General features: G+C 30.3%; 14 protein-coding genes. 1 reads left to right on the forward strand and 13 read right to left on the reverse strand.

Annotated elements, in window-relative coordinates; translation table 11 throughout:
• Positions 1-60: 60 nt before the first annotated feature.
• From yabN to purR, 13 genes are all read right to left on the reverse strand, one after another.
• Complete coding sequence (yabN, locus tag KPL38_RS04180; protein WP_216287445.1) at positions 61-1,506, reverse strand: bifunctional methyltransferase/pyrophosphohydrolase YabN; 1,446 nt, start codon at positions 1,504-1,506, stop codon at positions 61-63.
• Positions 1,507-1,525: 19 nt separating this feature from the next.
• Positions 1,526-3,064, reverse strand: a complete 1,539-nt coding sequence (locus tag KPL38_RS04185; protein ID WP_216287447.1) for a putative polysaccharide biosynthesis protein — start codon at positions 3,062-3,064, stop codon at positions 1,526-1,528.
• A 162-nt stretch (positions 3,065-3,226) separates the two neighbouring features.
• Entirely contained in the window at positions 3,227-3,778 is a 552-nt protein-coding gene (gene spoVT, locus KPL38_RS04190) for a stage V sporulation protein T (RefSeq protein ID WP_216287456.1), read from the reverse strand.
• 256 nt (positions 3,779-4,034) lie between these two features.
• Positions 4,035-5,027, reverse strand: a complete 993-nt coding sequence (locus KPL38_RS04195; protein WP_216287458.1) for a peptidylprolyl isomerase — start codon at positions 5,025-5,027, stop codon at positions 4,035-4,037.
• A gap of 73 nt (positions 5,028-5,100) precedes the next feature.
• Positions 5,101-8,622 carry a transcription-repair coupling factor gene (gene mfd / locus KPL38_RS04200; RefSeq protein WP_216287460.1) on the reverse strand — a complete coding sequence of 1,174 codons (3,522 nt, stop codon included), beginning with the start codon at positions 8,620-8,622 and terminating at the stop codon, positions 5,101-5,103.
• A 54-nt stretch (positions 8,623-8,676) separates the two neighbouring features.
• Entirely contained in the window at positions 8,677-9,243 is a 567-nt protein-coding gene (gene pth / locus KPL38_RS04205) for an aminoacyl-tRNA hydrolase (protein ID WP_216287470.1), read from the reverse strand.
• Positions 9,244-9,478: 235 nt separating this feature from the next.
• Complete coding sequence (locus tag KPL38_RS04210) at positions 9,479-10,681, reverse strand: S1C family serine protease (protein WP_312884147.1); 1,203 nt, start codon at positions 10,679-10,681, stop codon at positions 9,479-9,481.
• Between the two features lie 87 nt (positions 10,682-10,768).
• The gene (locus tag KPL38_RS04215; protein ID WP_216287472.1) at positions 10,769-12,184 is read right to left on the reverse strand and encodes a sensor histidine kinase; all 1,416 of its coding nucleotides are present in this window, start codon (positions 12,182-12,184) and stop codon (positions 10,769-10,771) included.
• Positions 12,185-12,871, reverse strand: a complete 687-nt coding sequence (locus tag KPL38_RS04220) for a response regulator (protein ID WP_216287473.1) — start codon at positions 12,869-12,871, stop codon at positions 12,185-12,187.
• Between the two features lie 487 nt (positions 12,872-13,358).
• Positions 13,359-14,330, reverse strand: coding sequence for a ribose-phosphate diphosphokinase (locus KPL38_RS04225; protein ID WP_216287475.1), 972 nt, complete (start codon positions 14,328-14,330; stop codon positions 13,359-13,361).
• A 131-nt stretch (positions 14,331-14,461) separates the two neighbouring features.
• Positions 14,462-15,832 (reverse strand): bifunctional UDP-N-acetylglucosamine diphosphorylase/glucosamine-1-phosphate N-acetyltransferase GlmU, encoded by a 1,371-nt coding sequence (gene glmU, locus KPL38_RS04230; protein WP_216287477.1) that lies wholly within the window; start codon positions 15,830-15,832, stop codon positions 14,462-14,464.
• Positions 15,833-16,009: 177 nt separating this feature from the next.
• Positions 16,010-16,306, reverse strand: coding sequence for a septation regulator SpoVG (spoVG, locus tag KPL38_RS04235; protein ID WP_216287479.1), 297 nt, complete (start codon positions 16,304-16,306; stop codon positions 16,010-16,012).
• Between the two features lie 96 nt (positions 16,307-16,402).
• Positions 16,403-17,224, reverse strand: coding sequence for a pur operon repressor (gene purR / locus KPL38_RS04240; protein ID WP_216287481.1), 822 nt, complete (start codon positions 17,222-17,224; stop codon positions 16,403-16,405).
• A gap of 333 nt (positions 17,225-17,557) precedes the next feature.
• Between purR and murC the strand changes: the two genes are divergently transcribed.
• Entirely contained in the window at positions 17,558-18,937 is a 1,380-nt protein-coding gene (gene murC / locus KPL38_RS04245) for a UDP-N-acetylmuramate--L-alanine ligase (protein ID WP_216287483.1), read from the forward strand.
• Positions 18,938-18,967 lie beyond the last annotated feature (30 nt).

The following is an 18,967-nucleotide window of genomic DNA, read 5'->3' on the forward strand; positions in this document are numbered from 1 at the left end:
TATTCTTCACTAATTTTGAATTTCCTTCTTTTTTGTTTAAATTTTATTTTACAAATAAACTTATCCTCTTTTAGATTCGTTCCATAATTCGTCCATTTCAGCAAGTGACATTGTCAACAAATCTAAATTTTTACTCCTTGCGTTCTCTTCTATGTACTGGAAGCGATTGATAAATTTATCTATAGTATAATTTACTGCAAATTCAGGGTCTATGTCAAGTAGTCTAGCAACATTTACAGTAGAAAACACCAAATCTCCCACTTCTTCTAGTATTTTTGCCCTATTATCGTGTTTATATACATCTCTTACTTCTTGTAATTCTTCTAAAACTTTTTCCATTGCAGGTTCAACACTCTCCCAATCAAAACCTACTTTTGATGCCTTTTGCTGAACTTTTTCTGCTCTCATTAGACCTGGCAAATTTTTAGGAACATGTTTTAGTATATCAGTATAACTGCTAAAACCTTTTTCTTTTGTTTTAATATTTTCCCAACTTTCTAAAACCTGCTTAGTATTTTTGCTTTGTTTACTTTTAAAAATATGAGGATGTCTATTTATCATCTTATTTGTAACACCTTTAATTACATCATTTATATTAAAAAAGCCCTCTTCTTTTCCTATTTGCGAATGGAATACCACTTGAAGTAATACATCTCCGAGTTCCTCAATAATATTATCTTCGTCTTTTGCATCTATTGCCTCTAGTACCTCATATGATTCTTCAATAAGACATTTTTTCAAAGATTCATGAGTTTGTTCTTTGTCCCATGAACATCCATTCTCACCTCTTAATGTGTTTATAACTTTTAATAAATCATGAAAGTCTTTTGTGGCCTCTAGGTCTTTTGGTATATATATTGATGTTAAATAATCTATATCTTTTTGCCTATCTAATTCATATAAATTGATTTCCCTAATGCTTTCTAAGCCTTCGACGCCTGCTGCTCTAACAAATTTAATTTTCATATCATCTTTGTAATACTCAAGTAAAGCAAGTTTTACGTCCGTTGCTATAGAAACATTATAAACTTGAGTTATTAAAAGCCCTACTCTTTTATCAAGGATTTGATTTTCTATATCAAAAGCATCTATAATTTTTAATCCTTCTATAGGATCTAATTTTAAACTCTGAATTACAGCATCTATGAAACTTACTGCCGGCATAATTTTTATATCAATATTGTTTATACCACAAAGTTTTATTAAAATTTTGACAGATGTTTCAGCCACAAGAGGATGACCTGGAACTCCATAAATAATATCTCCATATTTTTCATGTTTTGAAATAAGATCTTCTGCAATAGATTTATACACATCATCGAAGTTATTATACTTTTCATACTTATTATCATAGGTTTCAAATTTGATACCTTTAGATTTCAAATAATCTACTGTTGGGTGTTTTTCTGTTCTTAAGTAAATTTTTTTATCTCCCTTAAGAATTTGAAGTGTTCCTATCGTTAGTGCTTCTACTGATCCTGGTCCAAGTCCCACCACTTTAATCATTAGCTTCTACTCCTTTTTTTTATTTTTGCCTCAAGAATTTCTTTTTAATTTCTTGATATTCAAATATTCTAAGAAGCAAAACAAATATTAAATAAATTACAATGCCTATTATTATGGATATTAAACAAGACAATCCTTTACTCATTGTATAATTATAAACAATAGCATTACTAAATACAACTGCAACTATCATTATCATAGCAGCAATAGCAGGTTTTATAAAAGCATCTACGAAATTGAATTTTATATTTAAACTTTTCTTTAATTCATGCATATTCAATAAACAACTTGTAACATATCCCAAAATAGTTCCTATAACTGCCCCATATATATTTACAGATGAAAGTGAAACTAACACATATGTTATAACAACCTTTACTATGCAACCTATTGCTAGATTATATACTGGTTTCATATAATTGCCTATGCTCTGAAGTATTGCAGTGCTTGTTTGGGTTAAAATAACAAAAGGTATACAAATCGATATATACTTAAGAATTTCATATCCTGCTGCATCTTTCATAAAAACTAAATTCATTATAGGATAAGCCATAAAAAACAAGCCTAGAGCCGATGGTAATGAAATAACATTAGACAATTTTACAGCCATATCTACCTTTTTAATTAGTTCGCGTCGTTTACCCAGAGAAAATGCTTCTGCAATTATTGGCACTAGAGACGCGCATAGTGCCACTGAAAGTGCTAAAGGTACATTCATTAAGGTAAATGCCTTTCCAGTCAATTGGCCATACATTACTGCAGATTGTAATTGTGAAAATCCCGCCTTTAAAAGCTGCTGTGGGACTAAAATAGAATCTATTAGCGACATAATAGTGCCCACTGCAGCTCCCATAGATATTGGTAATGCAGCCTTACCTAACTCCCCTAAAATATATTTATGTTTTAATGTTCTTCTTACTGTTTGTTCTTTTTTTACTTTAAAATAAGTTGAGACTAAATATATGCTTCCCATTATAGCCCCGACAAGCGTGCCTAAAGCTGCCCCTCCTGCAGCATACTCAATACCCCTTGGAAACAACAAATATGCAAACAGAACTCCAGCCACAACTCTTCCCACCTGTTCTATTACTTGTGATATAGCCGTTGGTCTAACATTCTGAAGTCCTTGGAAAAAGCCCCTAAAAGTACACATAATAGAAACAAAAATTGGTGCTACTGCAATAGCCAAAAAAGAGTAATATGATTTAGGATTCCATTTTAATATCGTTATAATGGGTTTCGCAAACAATACCATAAATGTAGTAAATGCAGCACCTAATACAATCATAAAAAGAAGTGTTTGTCTTAAAACCTGATGAACTCCTTCTCTATCATTTTTAGCGTTCATTTCTGCAATAAGTTTGGACATTGCTATTGGTACACCAGATGCTACTGCTACAAAAAACATATAGAGTGGGTATGACATCTGATAATATCCCATTCCCTCATCCTTTATAAGTGCCTGTATTGGTATTCTAAAAAATAGTCCTAAAAATCTTGCAAATAATCCTGCAAATCCAAGTATAATAGTTCCTTTTATTAATGAATGTTTCTTCATAATAACCTCCTTGTAATCACTTTCGTATATGTAATAATTACAGTCTCTGATTATAATTATTTGATTTAGGAGGTTATTATTACTTATATTTCAAAAAAAAGTATATATTACTGAAAAAGTGTTCCACTTCATTCAGTAATATATACTTTTTAGGTTCTAAACCTATTGTTCCATTTGTTTGCCTAGAAAAGAAGCTGCAGTTTCAGCTAGTTTTAATTCCAGGTTTCCGAATTTAATTTGTGGTTCTGTAGATATTATTAGCACTGCACCAATTGCATCTCCTTCAGTTATTATAGGAGCAATTACCTGCGCATTATATTTATTTTCTACTTCATCATCATATAAAGCTATGGTTTTCTCTGATCCTTCACCTAATACAATTGCTTTCCTATTTTCCATTGCTTTTTCGAGTTCTATACTAACTTTCTTATCAACGTACTCCTTCTTAGGACAACCGCTTACAGATATTATGTTGTCTTTATCGCATATGATTATTATGTTACCTATAGTTTGTTGTAATGATTCAGCATATTCTCTAGAAAATTCACTTAATTCTCCTATAGGTGAATATTTCTTTAATATAACTCCGCCTTCTCTATCAGTAAATATTTCTAATGGGTCTCCTTCTCGTATTCTTAAAGTTCTCCTTATTTCTTTAGGTATTACAACTCTTCCTAAATCATCTATTCTTCTTACTATTCCGGTTGCTTTCATTTAATTAATTCCTCCTCGTATAAAATCTTATATAATATACTAGCTCTATTATTATCTTTCAAAATTTGAAATTTTATGCACTTTTGTATATGTTTAATTTTTTTATACAAAAAAGGCCTATAATGCTTAAGTATACAATTTTTATTGCATATTTTTTATTATATGTAATAATATTACTTAATCGTTCTATTTCTAATCAAAAAATAAAGAATACCTTCATAATAAAGGTATTCTTTAACGTTATTAATATAAAATGCTATAGATTATTTGCGTATTTTACTATTTTAGCTTCTGTCTGCCATTTCTTCATAGCTGCAGTCCATAATTTAGTTTGTTCTGTTGTTATGAGTGTTTTTTCTATACTCGACTTAACAGTTGCAAATTTCTTTTCAGGAGTTGCTGTATTTTTGATAGATTTTATTATGTGCCATCCATATTGAGTTTTAACAGGCTGTGATATTGTGCCTTGTTTTACCTTTATAGCCGCTTTCATAAATGTTTTATCCATTTGAGCATCATTGTACTTTAAAGTTCCTAAATCTCCGCCTTTATCCTTTGTTGCGTCTGTGCCTTTCTCTTTCGCAAGTTTAGCAAAAGTTTCACCAGCATCTAAACGTTTCTTAATAGCTTTAGCTTCCGGTTCAGTTGCAACTAAAATATGAGCTACATGAATGCTGCCATCTGTAAATTCATTAGGATTAGCATTGTAGTATGCCTTTTCCTGTGCCTGTGTTACTTTTACATTTTTAGTAATATAACTTTGTACTATATTATATATAATACCTGGTTTTATTATTCTTTCCTTTAGTTGTGCTTCTGTAAGGCTAGCTTGTGCTAATGCCTCAGTAAACTTAGCATCCGTTCCTGAGCTGCTTTTTATTTGTGCTAGTTGATTGTTTACTTGTGCATTTAATTGAGCATCTGTAGGCATTAGTTTAAGTTCTACAGCTTTATAATCTGTAATTTTTTCTGTAATTAATTCTTCTAATACTTGTTGTTTTTGAGTTGTTATCTGAGACTTAGCCTCAGTATTGGTTTTATAGCTTGTTCCATACTGCGTTTCTAGTTGTTTATAAAAGCCTGCTAATTGTTCATCAACATCTCCTCTAGTTATTTTAGAACCAAAGACCTTTGCTACTGAACTATTCGCAATACCTTTGGGTGTTTTTTCAATCATATTACAGCCCATTAACGATGTAGCAAACATAGTTATTAAAGCCGCAGTAATTATTTTTTTTACGTTTTTCATTATATTTCCCCCATTCTATATGTAATATCGCCCCTTAAGTTATGCTACGATACCCATTGATTTTAACACAAATCTATTTGGTTTCGACAATACTTTTTATATAATTTACAATTTCTATGAGATTTTTCAGTACCTCTTCCTTATTCAAATTCTTAATTTTATATGCAAATGCTGGCTCCTTACCTAATTTAAATACAATATTCCTGTTGTATTTAGTAACCAAAGCCTTAACTAATTCTTTAGTTATTCTTTGACTTGTATCAAATTGTAATAATACTTCATTCTTTTCTTCTTTAATCTCTATTATTCCCACTTGTGATGATATACATCTAAGATAAGCAATATCCATAAGACTTGCAACACAAGTTGGTATATCTGAGAACCTATCTTCTATTTCTTCTTGTATATCTAACATGTCAACACGTGAATCAATAGCCGCAATTTTTTTGTAAATCTCAATTTTTTGCATTTCATCTTCAATGTATGTTCCAGGAATATATGCATCTATCTCTATTTCAACAGTTGTTTCAATAGGCTCGGTCTCTGCATCGCCTCTTATATGTTTTACTGTCTCCTCAAGCATCCTACAGTATAAATCATAACCAACTGCAGCCATATGACCGTGTTGAGCCCCGCCCATCATATTTCCAGCACCACGTATTTCAAGATCTCTCATTGCTATTTTAAAACCTGACCCTAATTCTGTGAAATCTTTAATTGCTTTAAGTCTTTTTTCAGCTACCTCAGTTAATACCTTATCTTTTTTATAAGTTAGGTAAGCATAAGCTATTCTATTTGATCTTCCTACTCTACCTCTTAATTGATATAGCTGAGATAGTCCCATTTTATCCGCTTCATAAATAATAATTGTATTTGTATTTTGGATATCTATACCGGTCTCAATAATTGTAGTGCACGTTAATATGTCATACTTATTCTCCATAAAATCTATCATAACAGATTCTAATTCTCTTTCAGTCATTTGCCCATGTGCAATGCATATTCTTGCTTCTGGAACTAATTTACCCATATATGCAGCCATATCTTTAATAGTTTCTACTCTATTGTAAACAAAAAAAACTTGACCATGTCTATTAATCTCCCTTAAAATAGCATCCCTTATTAATTGATCGTTAAACTCAACAACATAAGTTTGTATTGGATAACGCTCATCTGGTGGTGTTTCTATCACACTTATGTCTCGAACTCCAGTAAGCGACATATGGAGAGTTCTTGGAATAGGAGTAGCTGTAAGAGTAATTACATCTATATTCTTTCTTAGGCTCTTTATTTTTTCTTTATGAGTCACTCCAAAACGTTGTTCCTCATCTATAATTAATACTCCTAAATCTTTAAATTTTACATCGCTCTGAATTATTCTGTGTGTTCCTATTAATATATCTACATTTCCCTCTTTTGTAGCTTTAATTACAAGTTTCTGCTGAGCAGGTGATCTAAACCTACTTACCATTTCTACTTTCACAGGAAAATCAGAAAATCTTTTTGTAAGATTTTTATAATGTTGCTCCGCAAGTATAGTCGTTGGAACTAAGAATGCTACTTGTTTACCATCCATAACTGCTTTAAAAGCCGCTCTAACAGCTACTTCTGTTTTGCCATATCCAACGTCTCCACATATTAACCTATCCATAGGTTTATCCGATTCCATATCTTTTTTAATTTCTTCAATTGCTATCAATTGATCTGGAGTTTCATCAAAAGGGAATTCTTCTTCAAATTGTTTTTGCCATACAGTATCCTTGCTATATTTGTGTCCCTTAAGTGTAGCTCTTGTAGCATAAAGCTTTACCAAATCCTCTGCAATATCTGCAATTGAGTTTTTAACTTTATTTTTAGCCTTTACCCATTCTGCCCCACCTAATTTGCTAATTTTTGGTGCTTTCCCTTCACTTCCAATATATTTTTGTACTAAGTCTAATTGCTCTACTGGAACATAAAGGGTATCTCCAGAATTATAACTCAGCTGCAAATAATCTCTTTTATGTCCACGAACCTCTAATTGCTTAATTCCTTTGTATACACCTATTCCATGATTTACATGAACAACATAGTCCCCCAATTTAAGTTCTGTAAAACTTTTAATTTTACTTACTCCCTTTTTGTTGGCCTTTCTTGTTGTTTTTCTTTTTGATCCACCAAAAACCTCTTTATCAGATATAACACATAACTTTAGCTCTGGATACTCAAATCCTTTTAATTGATTACCAAATGTTACAACTACTTCACCAAACTCAATTTGAGAAATGCTGTCTTTATATACACTTTCTATTCCCCTATCTCTAAGAGTTGCTATTAGTCTTTCTCCCCTAGTTCTTGTTCCAGATAAAATTACAATCTTATATCCTTTACTTTTTTTATCCAATATATCATCAATGAGCATATCTAATTGGCCATGATAATTATAAATAGTAATTTGAGAAAAAGAGACTATAGCCTTTGGCTTAAGTAATTTTGTAGTTTTAGCAATAGCATTTATTGTAATAACTTCTCTGCTTTCTAAATTCTCACAGATGTTTTCCTTATTAAATAAAACATCTGCTTGCCTTGGAAGTATACTTCCTCTTTTTAAAAATGTTTCATAATTTTCTTCAAACTCAAGATATACACTATCTAATTTTCCTTGACATCTTTGAGCATCATCTACTATTATAAGTGACCCTTTCATGTAATCTAAAAAAGTCGATGTTTTATCATAAAAATAAGGCATATAACTATCAATATCCTTGAATCCACCAGTTTCTTTAAGTGATTCTAAATTGGCATTTACTAAAGATTTTATCCTGTCTATAATTTCCTTGTCCTTTTTTTTACTAAAATTACCTAATACTTTATCCAAATCTTCTTTTATTTCGTTATATCCTTTTTCTCTACTATCATGAGTCAGTATTATCTCTTTTGCCGGGAATATATTTATTACAGATACCTTATCAATGCTCCTTTGAGTTTCACTATTAAAAGTCCTAATAGAATCTATTTCATCATCATAGAGTTCTATCCTAAATGGCAGAGCCGATACAGGAGGGTAAACATCTATGATTCCACCTCTTATAGAAAATTGGCCCTTAGTTTCTACTCTATCTGCTCTTTCATACCCACATTGAATTAATTTTTCTGAAAAAGAATTAAAATTCAAGGTACTTCCTACAGACAATTTAAAAATATATTGTTTTAATAAATCTACTGGAATATATGTAGCAGCTATTGCCTCAATACATGTGATTATTATCTTTTTGTCACTTTCCATAATCTTCTTCATTACTTTAAGTCTTTCCCATCTTAAATCCCCAGATACGGCATCCGCATTATAAAATCCCATTTCTTTAGTTGGAAAATAATAAACTTTATTTACATAAAATGATAGGTCATCATAAATATTTTTAGCCTCTACATCACTATGTGTTAATATCAATATAGATTTATCTACTTGTTCGTAAACCCCGTTCACTAAATAATTTTTTGCTGATTCTGAAAGACCATATATCCCAATTGGGTATGTTTTTTTCTCTACATTTGCTAAAATCTCTTTAAATTGATTGCTCTCTTCCAAAGGCTTCATAAGCCCGCTTAGTCTCATGTTAACACCTCTCACTTACTGCATGAATATATAAATAATGTTTTAATAACTAATTTAATTAGCATTAAATCCATTAAATTGGTTCATTGCATCCGTATATCCTTTTTCAATTATTGTTTGAGTAGCTTTTATGCTAGCTTCAAAAGTTTTTTCCATGATTACTCGTTGTTCTTTGGAAAAATGTCCTAAAACATAAGATATTAGCTCTCTCTGTGGCTTTCCTGTTCCTACTTTTATTCTTGTAAATACATCCGATGACATACACTCAATAATGCTTTTTATACCATTGTGTCCACCGGCACTACCTTTGCTCCTTATTCTTAATTTACCTGCATCCAAACTAATATCATCATATATTATGATGATATTTTCATTAGGAATTTTATAAAAAGAAGATGCCTCGCGTACACTTTCTCCACTTAAGTTCATATATGTACTAGGTTTTAAAAGAATGATTTTTTCAGATGCTACATTAATTTGTGCACACATTCCTTTAAATTTTGTCCTATTAATTGAAACATTATACTTCTTCGCCATTAAATCAACTACATCAAACCCTACATTATGTCTTGTATGTTTATACTCTTCTCCTGGGTTTCCCAGTCCAACTACCAAATACATTACTACCCCCATACACAATCATGCTAAAACAATGCTTCTATAGCATAATCATTATTTCATTTTTACATATATAATATTATACCAAAACAATATTTTAATCCACAACTTTACATATATATTACCATATATTCTATATTTTTAATATAATCTCAAAAATAACTAGTTATTATGCTAGTTATTTTTATATGACTATCTGTAATTATATAATAATTTTTTAATATTAATTAAAATATCTTTAATCTACTTTCAATTCAGAAAGAACTATACTAATGTTTTTAATTTTACCATTTCTCCATAGTTTGCAAGATAAACGATCAGACACTTTAAACTTTTCCAAAACATTATTTAAATCTTCCATGTTTTTGACAGTTGCATCTCCAATTTGACTTATAACGTCATTTGGAACAACTCCAGCTGCATCTGCCCCACTATTACTTACAACTTCTTGCACTAAGATTCCTTGCTTAACATCATTACCACTTGAATTTAAAGGTACCCCATAAATTCCTATAACTGGTCTAGAAACCTTACCCTTAGTCATAAGACTCTTAATAATCTCTTTGACTTTATTCGAATTAATAGCAAACCCAACTCCATAAGTTTCACTCGCTGAACTAATCTTCAAACTATTTATTCCAATAACTTCTCCATTGACATTGCATAATGCACCGCCACTATTTTCTTTATTTATAGTTGCATCTGTTTGTATTATTTTGTATATCGTTTGTTCACCTGTTTTTTTATCAACTATATTAACTTTTCTATCTAGTGTACTTATAATACCCGCAGTAACCATTCCTGAAAACTGTTCTCCTAATGGATTACCAACAGCAATAGCTACATCACCGACGTTAACCTTTGATGAATCAGCAAAGGTTGCTATAGGAAGATTACTAGCATCAACTTTTATAACTGCCAAATCTGATATAGGATCTTCACCTACAACTGTTGCATTTAAGACTTTATCATTGCTCAATTTTACTTTTATTTGAGATGTACCTTCAATAGCATGATAATTAGTAATGATATAACCATCACTTTTAAATATGATTCCTGATCCGCTTTCTTCCGGTGTATCCCACATTTCTTTATCTTTATTGCTAATTCCAACTACTATCGGTGCTACTTTTTCAGAAACCTGCGTTATACTATTACTGTATATGTTTTTAGTAGTATTATCTCCCAAACTATTCTTACTTGCATTTTCAGTAATGTTTTTTGATACTTTATCTTTATTGATTATATATTGTGCTGTGATTCCTCCGGAGAGAGCTGCAATTAGTATAAAACTAAGCACTTTCAAAAAAACTTTAAAATAATTTTTTCTATTGTTTTTTCTAAATTTAATTTCACCAAATATATCCTTATCACGATCTGCATTCTTCCACATAGCATCTCTTATTTCTTCATAAGATTCATAGTTATCCTTATCGTTCACAATATCACCCCCCTAAATGTTATAACTATATTATGGAAGTTTTTAAAACTCTTATTACAAACCGTGATACTTTAGTTTCATAGTAAATTATTTTACTTTCATTAATGTAAAAATAAAGGTCACACCATTGTCCTTATTTTCAACCCATATATCTTCCTGTAATTGAGTTATTATATTTCTCACTATAGATAATCCAAGTCCAGTACTATCTTTTATCGTTCTAGCCTTATCCGCTTTATAAAACCTATCCCAAATATGTAATAAATCATCCTCATCTATTCGTGGACCATTATTAAACACTGATATATAGGCTTTTCTTCCCTTAACTTTAGAACTGATTTTTATTTTTCCACCTTCGTTAACATATTTTATTGCATTGTCCAATAAATTTGTAATTACTTGAACTAACCTGTCCTTGTCTCCTGCTACAATTAAATTTTCTTTATCAAAGCATACATCAACAGATACCTTTTTTGCCTTAATCTTTGTTTCATTTTTTATAACTGTAAGTCTAATAATTTCATTAATATCAACTTCTTTAATTTTTAAACTAAACTCACCAGCTTCAATTGCTGACATATCTAACAAATCATTTACAAGCCTTGTTAGTCTTTGAATTTCTTCATAGGCAATAGATAAATAATATTTTTCCTTTTCCTTGGGAATTACTCCATCTAATATTCCACTAATAAACCCCTTAATTGATGTTATTGGTGATCTTATCTCATGTGACACATTTGATATAAAATCGCGTCTATTTTTTTCGTTTTTTTCTACCGCATCAGCCATATTGTTAAAGGTTTGAGCAAGTTCACCGATTTCATCATTAGATTTTAAATAAACTCTTTTATCTACATCACCATTAGATATTTTTCTAGCTACATAATTAATTTCTGCTAAAGGCTTTATAATTATTTTTTGCGAGAAATAATAAATAACTATGCAAGAAAATAATATTGCAAAAACCGCTGATATCCAAATTATCTCATACACACGTTTTAATGATGCGCTTAGTTCTTCAATTGAATTGTATAATATTATAGACCCCTTAAATACACCAGCATTATTTCTTATAGGTGTTCCAAATACTCTAACTGTTTTATCAAATATTCCAGCATAAGGCCCCGTAATCTCAAATGTATGTCCAATCCTAAGTTGTGCAAGTTCATTAGCAAAAACTTGTTTTCCCATAAATTCCTTATGCTCTTTATTAGATACAGCATAAACATAACCATAACTATCAGTAAGCCAAATATCGGACTTTATGTACTCAGCAATTACTGTTATCATATTGTTTACTTCTTCAGACGTGGCATCCCCTGTCGTATATTTTATAGCAAGGCCTTGTATTATATATGACTTGTCTAAAAACTGTTGCTTTCTTTCCTGGAAAAAATAATTTTGAAACCAGTAAGACAAAAATGAAGCAATAATTATTAAACTAATTGAAATTATAATAGTATAGGTGGCTAGCATTTTAAAAAACAAGCCCTTTTTTACCATCTATTTCACCTCAAATTTATATCCTACTCCCCAAACAGTCTCAATCTGCCAATTTGGTCCTCCCTGAAGTTTTTCTCTTACCCTTTTAACATGAACGTCCACCGTTCTAGAATCTCCAGGGTAATCATATCCCCAAACCTCACATAGCAATTGTTGCCTAGTAAAAACTCTATTCTTGTTAAGTGCTAAATAATGTACTAATTCAAATTCTTTCGGTGGCATTTTTACCTCTTTCCCTTTATATGTAACATTGTAAGAGTTAATATCAATTTCTAAATCTTCAAAATTTAAAACTTCTTTGCCACCATTATCTAAGTTATAACGTCTAAGTACAGCTTTTACTCTCGCAATAATTTCTTTTGGTTCAAAAGGCTTCACTACATAATCATCAGCTCCAAGTTCGAGTCCTAATACCTTATCGAAAGTTTCTCCTTTTGCAGTAAGCATAATAACAGGTGTTTCATGTTCTTTCCTTATCCATTTTAAAACATCTATGCCATCAATATAAGGTAACATTATATCTAAAAGCACTAAATCTGGTTTATAACTTAAAAAAGCTTCCTGTGCAGCTCTACCATCGTGTACTACTTTTGTAGCATACCCTGAACTCTCAAGATACATTTTAATTACCTCAGCAATATTTTTATCATCATCAACTATCAATATTTTTCCTATTGTTCCTTCCATATCAGTACCTCCCAATTATTCTGTATTTTTTTATTTCATGTTTTTTTAGTAATATACGTTAAAATATGCTTGTCAACATACTAATTATTTATTAAATCATCTCCTGCGGAGCTGTAGTATAACGACTTCAGAAGGAGATTTAAACTCCCACTGAAGTTTTATTTTGCTAGGATAGTTAACTCCCACTTATAGAAGTGGGAAACTTTCCTTCTGAAATGTCGTTAAATATAATATATAAATAATTTACCTTATAACTAATTTATCATACTTTAATGTTAACTGATTAGTTTTTTTTAAAATGTTACAAATTATTCACCGCTTCAGGTAAATAATTTATTATTTTACTTGCTTATATATAGTATAGTCATTTTTTGATATTATATAAATAATATTAAACATATAATTCTAATCAAATTACTAATATACTATAAAAAAATAGTGATACTCAATTATAAAAAATTGAGTATCACTATTACAAAATATATATTTATATATTATTTTCATCCTCAAACAATTTACTTACTGATACATCCTCATATATTCTTTTTATAGCTTCTGCCAAAATTGGTGCTACAGATAATGTAGTAAATTTTGAGCATTGTTTGTTTTCTGGAATGTCAATTGTATTGAGTATTATTAATTCTTTTATTACCGAATCATTTATTCTTTGAATAGCAGGGCCAGACAATACGCCATGACTACAACAAGCATAAACTTCCTTTGCTCCTAGTTTAACTAAAGCATTAGCTCCATTAGTTATTGTACCTGCAGTATCTATCATATCATCCATCATTATAACTGTTTTATCCTTAATGTCACCTATAACATTCATAATCTCTGCAACATTAGCTTTCGGTCTTCTCTTATCAATTATAGCAATAGACGCATGTAATTTATCCGCAAACTTTCTTGATCTAGCAACACTTCCAAGATCTGGTGCAACCACAACTACATCATCTCTATCCTTATACCCTTTTTTAATATAATATTTCGCAAGTATTGGTGTTCCAGTCATATTATCAACAGGTATATTAAAATATCCTTGTATTTGAGCTGCATGTAAATCCATAGTAAGTACTCTATCAGCACCCGCAGTTGTTATAATATCTGCAACAAGTTTCGCTGTGATTGGGTCTCTAGCTTTTGCTTTTCTATCCTGTCTTGCATATCCATAGTATGGAATAACAGCTGTTATTCTTCCTGCTGAAGCCCTCTTAAATGCATCGATCATAATAAGTAATTCCATCAAATTATCATTTACTGGAGCATTAGTTGATTGAACAACAAATACATCTGCTCCTCTAACAGTTTCGTGAATATTAACAGATATTTCTCCATCACTAAAAGTTGTTACTTCTGAATCTCCTAATGGTACTCCAAGAATATCCGCTATATCTGAAGCCAATTTAGGATTCGAGTTACCTGTGAAAATCTTAATATTTTTACCATGGCTTATCATCTGCAGTCCTGATTTTTAAAATTATAATAAATTTTCACTCTATCCACTAAATAGAATGGCAGTCCTAAATATTCTACTGCAAAAATCAGTTTCACACCTCCCTTTATAATTTACTTATTAATTGTTATGCTTTATTTGCTATGTCCTGATCTCACAACCCAATTTTTAATATTTTTCTGCCTAGCTCTAGCTATTGCCAAGTCATTTTTTGGCACTTCATTTGTAATTGTAGATCCAGCAGCCGTATATGCATTATCGTTAACTGTTACAGGTGCTACTAAATTAGTATTACAACCTATAAAAACATTATTTCCTATAATAGTTTTATATTTTGATATTCCATCATAATTTACAACTACAGTTCCGCAACCGAAATTGCATCCACTTCCAACCTGTGCATCACCAATATAAGTAAGATGTGATACCTTTGTATTATCCCCAATAGTTGATTTTTTAATTTCAACAAAATCGCCTATTCTAGCATGTTTCCCAATACTGCTTTCTGGTCTAATATAAGCATATGGTCCTACTGTAGTTTTCTCGCCAATTTGGCTTTCAATTACTACAGAACTTTGAATTACGATGCCTTTCTCAAGTATACTATCCTCTATTCTATTATTTGGATAAAGAACACATTCTTCTTTAATTATAGTTTTACCTTGAAGTACATTGCCTGGATATATAACAGTGTCTTTCCCTATTATAACCTCAGAATCAATATATGTATTATTGGGGTCCATTAATGTAACTCCATTTTCCATATGCTTTCTGTTTATTCTTCTTCTCATTATAGCCTCTGCATCTGCAAGTTCTATTTTAGAATTAACAGCGGTAATTTCTTCAATTGGTGCATTAAAAGCCCCAACCTTAGCTCCTTGATTTTCTAATATCCCTATAACATCTGTTAAATAGTATTCCTTTTGAGCATTATTATTATTTAATTTATCTAAACTATTAAGTAATTCTTCTATATCAAAACAATACATTCCTGAATTTATTTCTTTAACTAATACTTCACTTTCATTACAGTCTTTGAATTCAACTATCTTTTTAACGTCACCATTATCACTTCTAATTATTCTACCATATTTCGCAGGGTTATCCATCTTCGAAGTTAATATCGTAGCTTTAAAATTACCTTTTTCATGATAATTTAATAGCGCACTAACAGTAGCCTCAGTAATTAGTGGACCATCTCCAACAAATATTGCTACTGTGCCTTTATTGTTACCTAAAAATTCTTTAGCACACATTACTGCATGTCCTGTCCCTAATTGTTCTTTTTGAACAGAATAGCTAATATTTTTACTTTCTGTTCCTTTTTTAACTTCTGCGGCTCCTTTTCCAATTACTACATCAACCATTTCAATATCTGCGTTTTTCATAACGTCGATAACATGATTTATCATTTCTTTGCCACAGACCTTATGCATAACCTTAGGAATATTTGATTTCATCCTTTTTCCTTCACCTGCAGCTAAAATTATAGCGCATTTATACAAATAAAACACCTCTTTATACAAATATTCGACATATTTACGTATTATTTTTAGTATATATCTTATTTTAAAATACTTCTCATAATATATATTATATTTTATATTATATTTAATTGCAACCAACCTTCGGCATTTTTCGTTATTTTTTTCAAAAAAAATAAAGGGGTTATCCCCTTTTATTTATATTACTACTTTTGCTGCAACCTTTACTGCTGGTTCTTCGCCTTTTACTTTTTCATATTCTTCCAAAATAGCCGTTTGAATCTTCTGTCTTGTTTGAGTATTTATTGGATGTGCTATGTCTTTAAACTCCCCATCTGGGGTTTTTCTACTTGGCATAGCAATAAAAAGACCACTTTGTCCTTCTATAACTTTAATATCATGAACAACAAATTCATTGTCAAAAGTTATTGATACAATCGCTTTCATTTTACCATCTGTAGATATCTTTCTAATTCTAACATCTGTAATATCCATACAATACACCTCCAAATTGCGTTATATTTATACTATTTCTATATAACTTGGAATTTTCCTTCTAAAATTGCAAATAAATATTAATTTTTTAGAATATTACATTTTTTCAAAAAAATTTGATGGGGTTAATTCAGCCTTGCCTTCATCGTTTATTCCCTTGAATAAAACAATTGACATATACTCTTCTATTAATTTATGTCTAGTTTCTATATCATTTACAAGCACTCCAATCCCTAACAATTCACTTTCAAATTCCTTAAGCAAATTTATTATACCTGTTGCAGTTCCTCCAGCTTTCATAAAATCATCTATAAAAATGCACTTGCTTCCTTTTTTTATAGATTTCCTTGAAAGTGACATAGTCTGAATCCTGTTGCTTGAACCAGATACATAGTTTATGCTAACTGTACTGCCTTCGGTAACCTTAGGATCCCTTCTTACAATAACTAATTGAACTCCAAGCATTTTAGCTACTTCATACGCAAGTGGTATCCCTTTAGTCTCAACTGTTACTACATAATCTATATCTAATTCATTAAAAACAGATGCAAGAATTACTCCTGCTTTATGTACTATTTCTGGATTATACATAATATCAGTCATATAAATAAAATTTCCTGGTATTACTCTATCCCCTTGTACTAAAACCTTACATAATTCTTCTGCAAATATCTTACTTTCCTGATTTGAAACTCCACAAATATATTTTACTCCACCAGCTGCCCCTGCGACTGTTTCTACTCTTCCCATAGATAAATCACTAAGAGTTTCACGAACGATAACAATATCTTCGCTAATTGTAGATTTAGCTGCATTAAATAGCTCTGTGAATATTTTCAAGTTAATTGTCTTATTAGGATTTTCCGTTAATATTTTAGTTATACCTGTAACTCTTTGATTTCTACTATACTTATTCATAATATATCACCCATATTTTTATTTTACGAATTTTAACTAGTAAAATTCATAATATCATTCGTATTTTAATTGTAAATCTTTTTTATATTTATTACAATCCTTATATAAATAATAAAAGGTTTCATTTATTTTTTTGTAAACATTTTTTAATTTGTTTTAGATCTATAATTAGATAAGTAATACATTAAAAACTATTATTCTATAATGTGTATATTTTTCTATGTAAATATGTATATAATTAATAAGTACATATGTACAATTATTTGTTATAATCAATACTAATACAATTTGCATATACTAAATAATCATAATTACTTTTAAGGAGTTGATATAATGTCTTTTGATTTTATAAAAGATAAAAACAAAAAAATACATTTCATAGGAATTGGCGGAATAAGCATGAGCGGTCTTGCTGAAATACTTATGAAAAATGGCTACACAGTTTCTGGGTCAGATATGAAATCATCACATATAACGAATAAACTTAAAGAAGATGGTGCTTCTATTTATATAGGCCATAATGGCGATAACATAAAAGATGTTGATTTAGTTGTATACACCGCTGCAATTCCTCTTAACAATCCCGAAATCATTAAAGCAAAAAATCTAAATATCCCATTAATGGATAGGGCTGAATTTTTAGGCAGCATAATGAAAGGTCATAAATACAATGTTGCAGTATCCGGTACTCATGGTAAAACTACAGCAACTTCAATGATTGCTAATATTATTTTAAATGAGGATGTTGACCCTACAATTCTAATAGGTGGAGAATTGGATGCTATTGGAGGTAATGTTTTAGCTGGGCATAGTGATTATTTCATTACAGAGGCTTGTGAATATAAAGCTTCATTTTTAAAGTTTTTTCCTTATATAGCTACAATTACAAATATTGATGCAGATCATCTTGATTTCTATAAGGATATAAATGATATTAAGGATACCTTTGTAAAATTTATTAATCTTATTCCTAAAGAAGGTTACTTAGTTGCTAATGTGGAAGATGAGAATGTTGAGACTGTTCTTAATAACCATGATTATAAATGCACCATACTTACTTATGGATTAAATAAAGGAATTCTTAGGGCAAAAAACATTAGCTACAATGAATTAGGTTGTGCTACATTTGATGTATATAAAGACGACCAAATGTTGTTTAAAATAAATCTTAATGTACCCGGTCAGCATAATGTTCTTAATGCTCTTGCAAGTATCGGTTGCTCATTAATTCTCAAATTTTCAAAAAGTTCAATTGTTAATGGTCTCTCTAATTTTAAGGGTACACATAGACGATTTGAATTAAAAGGAATTAAAGATGGAGTAACCGTTATTGATGATTATGCTCACCATCCTACTGAAATTAAAGCAACATTAAGTGCTGCTAAAAATTATCCTCATAAAAAGATTTTTTGTGTTTTTCAACCACACACCTATTCAAGAACCTTAAGTCTATTTGAAGATTTTTCAAATGCTTTTTTTAATATGGATAATTTAGTACTTGCAGATATTTATGCCGCTAGAGAAAAAGATACCGGTGTAATAAGTTCAAATATGCTTGGCGATAGAATTAGAGAAAAAAATGTTAAATGTGTAAATATTCACGATTTTAATGAAATTGTTGATTATCTTAAACACAATCTAAAAGAAGGAGACATGCTTCTTACTATGGGTGCAGGAGACATCTTTAAAGTTGGAGAAATGTTTTTAAAATAACTTGTAAAAATAATCATGGACTAAAAAGCC

Source organism: Clostridium psychrophilum, from assembly GCF_018861705.1.
Taxonomy (GTDB): domain Bacteria; phylum Bacillota; class Clostridia; order Clostridiales; family Clostridiaceae; genus Clostridium_AD; species Clostridium_AD psychrophilum.